At 47.6% G+C, this 13902-nt stretch carries 7 protein-coding genes; 3 read left to right on the top strand and 4 right to left on the bottom strand.

What is annotated here, in order from left to right:
- On the bottom strand, positions 1-573 hold the full coding sequence (locus tag P2W83_RS12400) for a glycoside hydrolase family 108 protein (protein WP_276134059.1): 573 nt from the start codon (positions 571-573) through the stop codon (positions 1-3).
- 85 nt (positions 574-658) lie between these two features.
- Here P2W83_RS12400 and P2W83_RS12395 point away from each other — a divergent pair, with 85 nt between their 5' ends.
- Entirely contained in the window at positions 659-3037 is a 2379-nt protein-coding gene (locus tag P2W83_RS12395) for a carboxypeptidase regulatory-like domain-containing protein (protein ID WP_276134058.1), read from the top strand.
- A gap of 74 nt (positions 3038-3111) precedes the next feature.
- Here P2W83_RS12395 and rpoC read toward each other — a convergent pair whose 3' ends face one another.
- Both rpoC and rpoB read right to left on the bottom strand, forming a co-directional pair.
- Entirely contained in the window at positions 3112-7434 is a 4323-nt protein-coding gene (gene rpoC / locus P2W83_RS12390; protein WP_276134057.1) for a DNA-directed RNA polymerase subunit beta', read from the bottom strand.
- Between the two features lie 131 nt (positions 7435-7565).
- Positions 7566-11378 carry a DNA-directed RNA polymerase subunit beta gene (gene rpoB / locus P2W83_RS12385; protein WP_276134056.1) on the bottom strand — a complete coding sequence of 1271 codons (3813 nt, stop codon included), beginning with the start codon at positions 11376-11378 and terminating at the stop codon, positions 7566-7568.
- Between the two features lie 465 nt (positions 11379-11843).
- Between rpoB and P2W83_RS12380 the strand changes: the two genes are divergently transcribed.
- Together P2W83_RS12380 and P2W83_RS12375 are read left to right on the top strand one after the other, a co-directional pair.
- Complete coding sequence (locus tag P2W83_RS12380; protein ID WP_276134055.1) at positions 11844-12098, top strand: hypothetical protein; 255 nt, start codon at positions 11844-11846, stop codon at positions 12096-12098.
- A 90-nt stretch (positions 12099-12188) separates the two neighbouring features.
- Complete coding sequence (locus P2W83_RS12375) at positions 12189-13127, top strand: MauE/DoxX family redox-associated membrane protein (RefSeq protein ID WP_276134054.1); 939 nt, start codon at positions 12189-12191, stop codon at positions 13125-13127.
- A 4-nt stretch (positions 13128-13131) separates the two neighbouring features.
- Here P2W83_RS12375 and P2W83_RS12370 read toward each other — a convergent pair whose 3' ends face one another.
- A complete protein-coding gene (locus P2W83_RS12370; protein WP_276134053.1) occupies positions 13132-13815 on the bottom strand; it encodes a sigma-70 family RNA polymerase sigma factor in 684 nt (227 codons plus the stop codon).
- Positions 13816-13902 lie beyond the last annotated feature (87 nt).

Below are 13902 nucleotides of genomic sequence, written 5' to 3'. Positions count from 1 at the left end.
TTAAGCAATGTGCTCGCTGTTCCACGGTGTTATCCTGCTCATCCACGAGTTCCTGAATGCAGCCTGCGATGGATTAGCAGCTATGATGCTTTCATAACGTTGGCGACGCTGTGCGGCCAAGGCATTGTACAAGGCTTCATCCGGCTGGCCATTGGCCGCCTCTATCGTAGACGGTCCGGCGGAGCTATCTACCTTAACGGCACCCGGCTTCAGTGCATTAATTGCTTGCTGCAAAAGTTTGGCAGCCGTGCCAGTGCCCATGTTTACAGCTATGTCAAACAACTGGTTGGCCGTTTGCTGGCAGTTCATTGCAGGCAGCCCGATAGCATTCCAGAAGTTCTCTTCGTAAAACTTATCGACTAGTGTTTTGAGTGCGGCATCGGCAGCAAGCGCGTCATTAAGATTGGCAGGTTTGGAAGCCTTTATTTTATCGACGATAGCCCAGCCTGGCCACTTAGCCCAGTAGTTGCGGGCCACGCCCCTCCATGTCTCTCCGCCGCTGTCGTTTTTATTATTGGCGTAGCCGCCTTCGTTGTGCATGGTGATAGCATAAGCCTGTTGAAAGTTTGCCATGGTATGTGGTGAGTTTTGGTGTGATCTAAAGATAAAAAATGTTGTTAACTATTGTTGTTCTTATCTTGCATTACTACTCCCTGTTATGTACAAGCATTTAATACCCTTTCTGGTTCTTTGTATTACAGCTATCAGCCCTGCTATTGCACAGGATCGGTCATTATCACAAACTGTACGCGGCATCATCACCGATGCTGAATCAAAACAACCGTTGGCCGGGGTTGCTGTCGTGCTTGCATCAAACAGCAGCATCAATACTATAACCGACGACCAGGGCTATTATCTATTAGAAGGAGTACCGCTGGGCAGGCAGTCATTCCAGTTCAGCTATAATGGGTATTCACCGAGAACAATAAGCGAGGTGATGATCAGTTCGGGCAAGGAAACGGAACTGAACATCCCGCTCACAGAAAACATCCAGCGCCTGAAGGAAGTGAGTGTTAGTGCAAAGCGCAACCGTTTCGGCGCGCAAAATGAATTTGCCAGTGTTAGTGCGCGGTCATTCTCTGTAGAGGAAACAAAGCGTTATGCAGCCACTGTATCAGACCCGGCACGTATGGCCATGAATTTTATGGGGGTATCGGGCAGCAACGACAGGGAGAATGGCATAGTAGTACGTGGCAACTCACCAAAGGGTGTTCTGTGGCGGCTGGAAGGTATCGAGATACCGAATCCTAACCACTTTAATTCGCTGGGTACATCGGGTGGCGCGGTGAGCATGCTGAATGCAAACACACTGGCAGCTACTGATTTTTATACCGGTGCATTCCCTGCTGAGATTGGAGCTGCACTTTCTGGCGCGTTCGATCTACAGTTCCGTAACGGCAACCAGGAGCGTCGCGAGCACAGCGTGCAGATAGGTACACTGGGTGCAGAAATAGCAACAGAAGGTCCATTCCGCAAGGGCGGACAGGCATCGTATTTGATCAACTACCGCTACTCTACCCTAACATTACTGCAAGGCTTTTTTGACTTGGGTGGTGTGCTGCCTGCATACCAGGACTTATCATTCAAAGTGAACCTACCGACAAAAAACGCCGGCACCTTTTCCCTTTGGGGCCTTTGGGGTTTGAACGTAGCATCGAAAGACGCTACGGCCGATAGCACTGAATGGAGCAGCGACAATCCCAATTTCAGCCTGCGGGCCTATGGCGAAATGGGTGTAGCAGGCATCACGCACCAATACTTCGTCAACAACCACTCCTACATCAAAACCGTAGTATCGGCGGCCACCGACTCTTATAAATCCGACATTGACTCACTCAATCCAACTAACAATTATTCTGAAGTACCTACACAGCACGCGCGCCACATCAATACCTATTACCGCGGTACGGTGATGTATAACAATAAGCTAAGCAGCAGGCACACTGTGCGAGCTGGTATCGTGGCACAACAAATAGGTGCCGACATGGAGGAAGCCTATCATGACAAGGAACGCGGAGAATGGATAGAATTCATAAAAGGCAAAGGCAGCACGCAATACTACCAGGCTTATATGCAGTGGAAGGCGCGCCTTACTGAGCAACTGACACTGATAACCGGCGTACATAGCTCCTACTACTACCTGACGGAAAAAGGCACCATAGAACCACGTGCTTCGCTGAGCTACCAGTTGAACAAACAGACCTTTGCGTTATCAGCAGGTTTCCACAGCAAACCCGATCACATTTCCGTCTATCTTTTCCAGAACGACTCGCTCGGGAATGTGATCCGTCAGACAAACAAAGACCTTGACCTCCTCAAAGCGTTTCATATCATAGGCGGTTACGAAACCAGCCTGCCGTTGAAAATGCGACTGAAGGCTGAAGTATACTACCAGCACCTGTACAGCATACCTGTAGAAGCCGATTCAAACAACGCCTTCTCATTGCTAAATACTCAAAATATTTATTCGCTTGCAGAGATCAACAAGCCGCTGTCAAGCACCGGCACAGGCCGCAATTACGGTATTGACCTGAGCATTGAAAGACCTTTTGCCAACAACTACTATGTAATGGTTTCGGGTTCACTGTTCCGTTCTCTGTACACAAGCTATGCGGGAGATGAATACAATACCCTGTTCAACCGCACGTACCAATTAAATATGTTGGGCGGAAAAGAGTTTAAACTGAATAGCAACGGTAGCCGCATACTGGGCATTAATGGTAAAATGCTATATAGCGGAGGATTGCGGGAATCAGAAATAGACCTCGCCCGGTCAATGCAATATGAGCAACTGATGATGGTGCCCGGGCAATACTACACCAAACAGGGCAAGCCCTATTTCCGCATCGACGGTAGCGTGTATTATAAGTTTAATCGCAGGCATGCTACGCACAGCTTGCAGCTGGATGTACAGAACATCACTAACAGGCGCAATTATTTCTATTCTTATTTTGACGGCAAGAACGGTCGTATAGCAACTGTTTACCAGACTGGTATAATACCTACCATTGCTTATAGGATAGACTTTCACTGGTAGATTTCCAACAACGACATAAAACAGAAACGCCGCTCAATTGAGCGGCGTTCTTATTGTTAGTTAGATCCAAATCACTATTCTTCTTCGTCGAACTGGAGTACATCGCGGTTTGCCATCAGCAGTTCGAATTCTTCTTTCGATCCTACCACCATGTCGTCGAAGTCGCGCATACCTGTACCTGCAGGGATAAGGTTACCGGTAATAACGTTTTCTTTCAGACCCATCAGATCGTCAGACTTACCGTTGATAGACGCCTGCGAAAGCACCTTGGTAGTTTCCTGGAACGATGCTGCAGATATCCAGCTGTGTGTACCCAGTGATGCTTTTGTGATACCCAACAGCAGCGGAGCTGATGTAGCAGGGTTAGCATCGCGGTATTCTACCAGCTTTTTATCAGAGCGGCGCAGCAAGCTGTTCTCTTCGCGGATCTCGCGGAGGGTAACGATCTGGCCGGCGTGCAGTTTATCTGATTCACCACCTTCGGTAATTACTTTCTTGTCGAAGATCCAGTCATTCTCAACCATGAAGTCGAATTTATCAACTGTATCCTCTTCCAGGAACTTAGTATCTCCCGGATCGATGATAGTTACTTTACGCATCATCTGGCGAACGATCACCTCGATGTGTTTATCGTTGATCTTCACACCCTGCAAACGGTAAACCTCTTGAATTTCATTCACCAGGTATTCCTGTACAGCGAAAGGTCCTTTGATAGCGAGGATGTCGCCCGGAGTTACCGCACCGTCAGACAGTGAGGTACCAGCTTTCACGAAGTCACCGTCCTGAACCATGATGTGACGTGTCAGCGGCACCAGGTATTTCTTCACCAGGCCTTCGCGTGATTCCACAATGATCTCGCGGTTACCACGTTTGATGTTACCAAAGGCTACTACACCGTCGATCTCAGCTACGATAGCCGGGTTGCTCGGGTTACGAGCTTCGAACAGTTCAGTTACCCTTGGAAGACCACCCGTGATATCTCGGCTACGACCCATGATACGTGGTATCTTCACGATAACCTGTCCATTGTATACTGCGTCACCTGCGCCTACAATGATGTGTGAACCAACCGGAAGGTTGTACATCTTCTCTTCCTTGCCTTCTACTATGATACCAGGAATCTTGGTTTTATCTTTTGTTTCGATAACCACTTTCTCACGGTGACCTGTTTGTTCATCGGCCTCTTCGCGATAAGTAACACCTTCGATAACGTTATCCAGTTTGATCTTACCATTCACCTCAGAAACGATAACGGCGTTGAACGGATCCCATGTACAGATCACTGTTCCTTTAGTTACCTTCTGACCGTTCTTCACTTTCAGGTGAGAACCGTAAGGAATGTTGTTAGTTATCAGCAGGCGATCGTTAGCTACGTCAACGATACGTACCTCACCGGTACGACCGATAACTACGATAACGTCTTCACCTTCTTCATCTTTATAAGTTGTAGTACGCAGACCGTCGAACTGGATAGTACCGTCGAACTTAGCAACGAGTTGAGACTCGATAGCTGAAGAACCGGCCACACCACCCACGTGGAAGGTACGAAGTGTCAGCTGTGTACCAGGCTCACCGATAGACTGGGCAGCGATGATACCTACCGCATCACCCTTCTGCGTCATATAACCGGTTGCCAGGTTTTTACCGTAACACTTAGCACATACACCGCGACGAGCTTCGCAGGTCAGTACCGAACGTATTTCTACAGTATCGATACCGCTGTCGTCGATGCGCTGAGCAAGCTGCTCAGTGATCTCAGCACCGGCGCGAACAATAAGTTGATCGTTGATCGGATCGTACACATCGTGCAGAGAGGTACGGCCAAGGATACGGTCGAACAGTGGCTCTACTATTTCCTCGTTATCTTTCAGTGCAGATGTCGCGATACCACGCAGTGTGCCGCAGTCCTCATCGTTGATAACAACGTCTTGAGCTACGTCAACCAGACGACGTGTCAGGTAACCGGCATCGGCTGTTTTAAGGGCCGTATCCGCCAGACCTTTACGCGCACCGTGGGTAGAGATGAAGTACTCCAATACGCTCAGACCTACTTTAAAGTTCGAGAGGATCGGGTTTTCGATGATCTCTGAACCGCTTGAACCACTACGACGTGGTTTTGCCATCAGACCCCTCAGACCAGCCAGCTGTTTAACCTGCTGCTTAGAACCACGGGCACCTGAGTCAAGCATCATATATACCGAGTTGAAACCTTGCTTATCAGCCGCCATCTCGCGGATGAGGGTTTCAGTAACGCGGGTATCTACACGCGACCAGATATCGATGATCTGGTTGTAACGTTCGTTGTTGGTGATGAGACCCATATTGTAGTTGTCCCACACTTCATCAACTTCCGTCTGTGCGTTTTCGATCAGTTGTTCTTTTACTTCCGGAACGGTAAGATCTTTTACGTTGAACGAAAGACCACCGCGGAAGGCCGTACGGAAACCTAATGTTTTGATATCATCAAGGAACTGTACTGTTTTAGGAATTGTAGTGTTTTGCAGGATCGCACCGATGATCTCACGAAGTGATTTCTTGGTAAGCAGCGCGTTCACATAACCATTCTCTTTCGGAACGAACTGGTTGAAGATAACACGACCAACTGTTGTTTCAGTCAACTCGTTTTTCAGCGAACCGTCTTCTTTACGAACGTCTACTTTTACTTTGATCCATGCATGCAGGTCAACGCGGCCTTCGTTGTGTGCTATCAACACCTCTTCAGTGCTGTAGAACGCTTTGCCTTCACCTTTCACTATGTCATCGCCCATGGTCTTTTTACCCTTAGAAATGTAGTACAGACCAAGAACCATGTCCTGAGAAGGCAGGGTAATCGGCGTACCGTTCTGCGGGTTAAGGATGTTGTGCGAAGCCAGCATCAGGAGTTGTGCTTCCAGGATCGCGGCGTGACTCAGCGGCACGTGCACGGCCATCTGGTCACCATCGAAATCGGCGTTGAACGCAGAACACACGAGCGGGTGCAGCTGTATAGCTTTACCTTCGATCAGCTTAGGCTGGAAGGCCTGGATTGACAAACGGTGAAGCGTTGGGGCACGGTTGAGGAGGATCGGATGGCCTTTCAGAACATTTTCAAGGATGTCCCAAACCACTGATTCTTTACGCTCAACAAGCTTTTTCGCGCTCTTTACCGTCTTAACGATACCCCTTTCGATCAGTTTACGAATGATGAACGGTTTGAACAGTTCAGCAGCCATATCTTTCGGAAGACCGCACTCGTGCAGTTTCATTTCAGGGCCTACCACGATAACCGAACGACCAGAGTAGTCAACACGTTTACCAAGCAGGTTTTGACGGAAACGACCTTGTTTACCTTTCAGAACATCTGAAAGTGATTTCAGGGCGCGGCCACCTTCTGCTTTTACGGCGTTAGACTTACGGCTGTTATCGAACAGGGAGTCAACCGCTTCCTGCAGCATGCGTTTTTCGTTACGCAGGATCACTTCAGGAGCTTTGATCTCGATAAGACGTTTCAGACGGTTGTTACGGATGATAACGCGACGGTACAGGTCGTTCAGGTCAGAAGACGCAAAACGGCCACCATCCAGCGGAACGAGCGGACGCAGTTCTGGTGGAATAACCGGGATGTACTGCATTACAGTCCATTCCAGGCGGTTCTCAACACGTGTATTCGCATCGCGGAAAGCTTCTACAACGCTCAGGCGCTTCAGGGCTTCCTGTTTACGCTGTTGTGAAGTTTCGTTTGCGGCAGCATTACGCAGATCGTAAGACAGCTGATCGAGGTCGATGCGGCTCAACAGTGAGTGTACTGCTTCAGCACCCATCTTAGCGATGAATTTGTTCGCATCATCGTCAGGCAGGTACTGGTTGTCTTTTGATATCGCATCCAGAATTTCGAGGTACTCGTCTTCTGTCAGCAGTTGCTGATGCGTATTTTCAGAATCTTTCAGGTTCAGCTTCTGACGGATCAGGTCTTCAGCTTCACCAGCGTTCACTACCACATAGCGCTCGTAGTAAACAATGCTTTCCAGTTTCTTAGAGCTAACACCCAGCAGGTAACCAATTTTGTTTGGCAGGCTCTTGAAATACCAGATATGAACGATAGGCACCACCAGTTTGATGTGACCCATGCGTTCGCGACGTACTTTCTTTTCAGTTACTTCAACACCACAACGGTCGCACACGATACCCTTATAACGGATACGCTTGTACTTACCGCAATAGCATTCGTAGTCCTTAACGGGACCAAATATTTTTTCGCAGAACAAACCATCACGTTCAGGTTTGTACGTACGATAGTTGATAGTCTCAGGCTTCAACACCTCGCCATAAGACCTATCGAGGATGGTGTCAGGAGAAGCCAGGCTAATAGTGATCTTATTAAAACCAGCTTTGGGACGATTATCCTTCTTTATTGCCATTTTAAAGAAATGTTTTAGTGTTTGTTGTGGACCGGGTCCGTTTACTTTCTCATTTCGGGTGAGAGTCTCCCAAACATTTTGTCCGGGAGATTCTCACATTGTTCGAAATGGTGCCTTTAAAGGGCTAATAACTATTCAAATTTCAGTTCCAGACCGAGACCGCGCAGCTCGTTCACCAATACGTTAAACGACTCTGGAATACCTGGTTTCGGAACGTTGTCGCCTTTAACGATGGCCTCATAAGTCTTTGCACGACCCATGATATCATCCGATTTCAGCGTTAACAGCTCTTGCAGAATGTTGGCAGCACCATAAGCTTCAAGTGCCCACACCTCCATCTCACCAAAACGCTGACCACCGAACTGAGCTTTACCACCCAGAGGCTGTTGCGTAATGAGGCTGTATGGACCGATAGAACGCGCGTGCATCTTATCGTCAACCATGTGGTGCAGTTTGATCATGTAGATGATACCAACCGTAGCTTTCTGGTGGAAACGCTCACCGGTCTCACCATCGTACAGGAACGTGTGGCCATAGTCAGGGATACCTGCCTGGTCGATCAGACCTGCGATCTCGTCAACCGAAGCACCGTCGAAGATAGGCGTAGCGAATTTCACACCCAGTTTCTCACCTGCCCAGCCGAGGATAGTCTCATAGATCTGACCCAGGTTCATACGCGATGGTACACCCAGCGGGTTCAGAACGATATCAACCGGCGTTCCGTCTTCCAGGAACGGCATATCCTCTTCACGAACGATCTTGGCAACGATACCTTTGTTACCGTGGCGACCGGCCATCTTATCACCCACTTTCAGTTTACGCTTGCTGGCAAGGTATACTTTAGCAAGTTTCAGAACGCCTGCAGGAAGCTCGTCACCTATGCTCAGGTTGAACTTCTCGCGTTTGTAGCGGCCCAGTTCTTCGTTGTACTTGATGTTATAGTTGTGCAGCAGTTGGTTGATCAGGTCGTCAGTTGCCTGGTCGCCTGTCCAGCCCAGCGGATTTACGTTCTGGTAATCGATCGCACTCAGCGTTTTCGAATTGAACTTGCCGCCTTTAGCCAGCACCAGTTCACCAAAGTTGTTGGTGATACCTGCAGATGACTTGTCTTTCAACAGGGTCATCAGCTTATCGTTGAGCAGCTCCTGCAAATCTTGCAAGTTCTTCTCGTGTGTCTTTTCAATTTTCTCGAGGGCAGCTTTCTCACGCACCTTAGAGTTCTTGTCTTTCTTAGCGCGTTGGAACAACTGTTTAGAGATAACGATACCTTCAGTACCGCTTGGTGCCTTCAGAGAAGCATCTTTTGCATCACCGGCTTTGTCACCGAAGATAGCGCGGAGCAGTTTTTCTTCCGGAGTAGGATCAGTTTCACCTTTAGGAGTGATCTTACCGATCAGGATGTCGCCTTCACCTACGTGAGCACCGATGCGGATGATACCGTTCTCATCGAGGTCTTTTGTAGCCTCTTCTGATACGTTCGGGATATCTGGAGTAAGTTCTTCCTCACCCAGTTTAGTATCACGTACTTCCAGTTCGTACTCGTCGATGTGTACTGAAGTAAACCAGTCATCGCGTGCCACTTTCTCGTTGATAACGATGGCATCCTCGAAGTTGTAACCTTTCCATGGCATGAAGGCCACTTTCAGGTTACGGCCCAGTGCCAGTTCACCATCCTGCGTTGCATAACCTTCGGTCAGGAAGTCGCCTTCTTTCACTTTGGCTCCCCTGTTTACACATGGGCGCAATGTGATGCTGGTGCTCTGGTTGGTTTTCTTATATTTTGTAAGCGTGTAAATTTTCAGATCGTCTTCGAAAGAAACCAGGCGATCCTTATCGTTACGGTCGTAACGAACATGGATCTCGTTAGCATCTACGTATTCAACTACACCATTACCTTCAGCGTGGATCTGGATCCTTGCATCGCGGGCAGCTTTACCTTCCAGGCCTGTACCTACGATAGGTACCTGCGCACGGATAAGCGGTACTGCCTGGCGTTGCATGTTCGATCCCATCAGCGCACGGTTGGCATCATCGTGCTCAAGGAACGGAATCAGCGACGCACTCAGACCTACGATCTGGTTTGGCGCGACATCCATGTATTCAACCTCTTCCCTGTCAAGGATGGGGAAGTCACCTGTTTGACGTGATTTGACCTTTTCTTCAACGAAGTTACCCTTCTCATCCAGCGGGATGTTGGCCTGGGCGATCTTCGCCAGGTCTTCTTCTTCCGCGCTCATGAAATAGTGGGTCTTCAGGTCTACTTTACCGTCTTTTACCTTGCGGTAAGGAGTTTCGATAAAGCCCATATCGTTGATCTTGGCGTGCACGCACAGCGTAGAGATCAGACCGATGTTTGGACCTTCCGGTGTTTCGATAGTACACAGACGACCGTAGTGGCTGTAGTGAACGTCACGAACCTCGAAGCCTGCGCGCTCACGGCTCAGACCACCAGGACCGAGGGCAGAGATACGACGTTTGTGCGTGATCTCAGACAGCGGGTTGGTTTGATCGAGGAACTGCGACAGTTGCGAAGTACCGAAGAATGAGTTGATAACTGAAGACAGTGTACGAGCGTTGATCAGGTCGATCGGCGTGAACACCTCGTTGTCACGAACGTTCATACGCTCGCGGATGGTGCGCGCCATACGTGCCAGACCCACGCCGAACTGTGCGAACAGTTGCTCACCCACAGTACGTACACGACGGTTGCTCAGGTGATCGATATCGTCGATCTCCGCTTTACCGTTGGTAAGACGTACCAGGTATTTAATGATGGAAATGATATCTTGTTTGCTCAGTACTTTGGTATCAAGGTTGATATCAAGACCTAGCTTACGGTTGATCTTATAACGGCCTACTTCACCCAGGTCATAACGCTTGTCGCTGAAGAACAGCTTTTCGATGATGCCACGTGCTGTTTCATCATCCGGAGCATCAGAACCACGCAGCTGACGGTAGATGTGCTGAACCGCTTCGAGCTCTGAGTTAGAAGTATCTTTATTCAGTGTGTTGTAGATGATCGAGAAGTCACCACTCACCTCTTCTTTCTGCAGGAAGATGGTTGGGATACCCATTTCCTGGATCATGTTTGCGTTGTCCTCATCGAGTACGTTATCGCGGTCAAGTACCACCTCGTTACGCTCGATAGTTACCACCTCACCGGTATCTTCATCTACGAAGTCTTCTGTCCAGCTGCGCAGTACGCGGGCAGCCAGGCGGCGACCGATGTGCGGAGCCAGTGATTTTTTATCGGTTTTTACCTCATCGGCCATACCGAACAGTTCCAGGATATCCTTATCCGTTTCGTAACCGATGGCACGAAGCAGTGTAGTTACCGGGAACTTCTTCTTACGGTCGATGTAAGCATACATCACGTTGTTGATGTCGGTAGCAAACTCCATCCACGCTCCTTTGAAAGGAATTACGCGGGCGCTGTAGATCTTGGTACCGTTCGGGTGAACGCTTTGACCAAAGAATACGCCTGGTGAACGGTGCAGCTGAGAAACAACCACACGCTCAGCACCATTGATAACGAAGGTACCGCGTGGGGTCATGTATGGGATATTGCCCAGGAACACATCCTGAACAATTGTTTCGAAGTCTACGTGTTCTTCATCGTTACAGCTAAGGCGAAGTTTTGCCTTCAGAGGTACCGAATAAGTAAGGCCACGCTCCATACACTCGTCAATAGTGTAGCGTGGCGGATCGATGAAGTAATCCAGAAATTCCAGTACGAAGATGTTCCTCGTGTCAGTGATAGGAAAGTTTTCCTTGAACACCCGGAAGAGTCCTTCGTTGTTACGCTTATCAGGCGTAGTTTCCAACTGGAAGAAATCTTTAAACGATTGAAGCTGAATGCCCAGCAGGTCAGGTGTTTCCGCTACATCGTGGATCTTAGCGAAATTGATACGACCTGTGCCGGTTCGTTTTTGTGGTATAGCCATAATATGTTTAAAACTCCTTTTTTACAAACAAAAAATCCCCGTCCCAAAAGGCATCACCTTTTAGTACAGGTTAGGTCTGTTTCTAATAAAAATCAGTCAATAATTTGTTGCGCACGTGCTAGCTCCCCGCAAAGGGATTGCAAATATAAAAAATGGCAACTGAAATAGCAAAAAATATTCCAAACTTCTCCGAAATGACGGAAAAAACTAAACTGTGGAGAAATATTTATTCCGCTAATAGCATCATCGCATTAACAATCAACGACATATAACGATCGTACCCGATGCGAAGATAAGCCGATGTGAATATATGGCGTTTTGCCAGCTAAGGCCTCTGCCAGATGCTTTTTTAGTTATTTAATGCTGACAGTTAGCTCATTTAATATTTAAAAAAGTACACTCTTCACTTTGATTTTTCGAAGCGGCGGCTATTTTTGTATCCAAATTCTAAACAAATCTATACTTATGAAAAAAATCGCCCCAATCGCAGCCCTTGCATTTTTTGGTATGATGAGCTTTACTGCTTGTAAAAAAGACTATAGCTGCAAATGTTCTGCAACTGTAGCTGGTGTTACTGCCGATACTTCAATATCGTTAGGTAAAATGAAGAAAAGCGACGCTAAATCAAAATGCGAAACTTACGATAAAGACATGCAAACTTCTATCGAAGCAGCAAAAGCACTTGGCATTACCGCTTCTGGTAGCTGCGACGTAAAATAATTATTGCTCTTACTATTTAGCAACAGAGTTAAATAATATTTTAGTATAACAAAGGGTATCATTTCAATGATGCCCTTTTATTTTTGCAAAATGAAGATACTCAAGCAAACAGCTTTGGTTTTACTATCCATTGCTTTAGGTGCTACTTTTCTATATTCAGCATGGACAAAGCTCTATAACTACCCTGCCCTGGAGAAATTTGAATGGACTATCGTACAGTTTGCTGGTTTGTCATGGCGCGTGGCAGAACTGTCTGCAAGGTTTTTCGGAGGACTTGAAATAGCACTCGGCAGCTTACTCATATTCAACTCTTTCGGCAGAAAAAAATGGGTGCCGAAACTAGCAATTGCCTTGCTACTAATATTTTCTGCCTACCTCGTTTTCCTATGGGTAACGGTCGGAAATAACATCAACTGTGGATGCTTTGGAGACGAGATATTGATGAGTCCGTCAGCATCACTACTAAAGAATGTAGCACTAATTGCGTTGCTGCTCGTAATTGCCAAATTCCATCAAGGACTGAGATTCAATTGGTTGCGATTTGTCAACCCGCTTATCTTTTTGATCCTTTGTGCGCTTCCGTTCATTTTTTACCCGATACCCGAAAGCAAGCCCCAGTGGCTGCAGAAAGATAGCTTCGAGCTGAACCTGGCGCCGCTATACGATACTACGCTCAGCAAACCTGTAGCTCCGGTACAATTAAAACAGGGCAAACACGTCATTGCGTTTTTGAGCCTCAGCTGCCCGCACTGCCGAATGGCAGCTAAAAAAATGCACATTATGAAGCTTCGCAACCCATCGTTACCATTCTATTTCGTAGTGGCGGGGAAGGATCAATACATGGAACCGTTCTGGAAGGAAACTGAAGCGTCAAATGTACCTTACACCAAGCTAGATGGCGATGCTTTTACCAATATGATCGGATACAGCTGGCCTGTTATATATTGGATTAATACCGGCAAGGTTGAAGCACAGACAAAATACATCGAATTAGACCAGCACGAAATAGAAAAATGGCTGGTAAAATAGCTGATCAGGCACGTGGTGCTAACACCGGTGCGGCCAAAAGACGAGCGTCTATTTTGGCCATGACTTCACTGACTATGCTATTCCTTGTGTAATCGTCGATAGTATATACGTCGGCATGGTAATGCCAGTTGCGCGCCAGAGAACGCAGGCTCGCTTTTGCGCTTTCGATAGCTGCAACTATCTTCTGTTCAGAAGTATTTAACAGCTTAGCTGTTTCGCGAATAGAATATCCTTCTATTTTGTGCAGGATAAAAACGATACGACTGCTAACCGGCAACTTGTCCAATTGCTTTTCAAGCCGGCTCGTCACCATCAAACTACTGTTAAACCGCTCGGTATAATGACAGGCGCTTCGGGTAGCCAACATCGAAGGATCTGAGACGTACAAGACGTTGTCTGTTTGTGTACGCACAGTCGCCCTGCACTTGTGCATCATAGCCGTGGTCAACCAGATTCGGTACAATGACCTATTACGCATCTTGCTTATATTCCGAAAAGCACTCAAATGTGTTTCGCTAACCAATTGTTCGACCTGGCCGCCAACCAATCCAAACATCCGGCCGATCCTGTATAAAGCCTGGCTATGACGACGCACGAGCACTTCAAAGCAAGCCTTATGCCCCATCTTCACCTTATCGATCAATTCAGCATCAGTATGATGCGCATATAACAACATTGCTTTCGACATAAACACAGTCTTTTCTGGATACACGTTTCCAGCTATTTACACTTAAAAACAATGCCAGTAAATGCCCTACCAGCCTTCATAACGCGG

Origin of the sequence: Polluticoccus soli (genome assembly GCF_029269745.1) — a bacterium.
GTDB lineage: Bacteria > Bacteroidota > Bacteroidia > Chitinophagales > Chitinophagaceae > Polluticoccus > Polluticoccus soli.
This window is presented reverse-complemented; position numbering and strand designations above follow the sequence as displayed.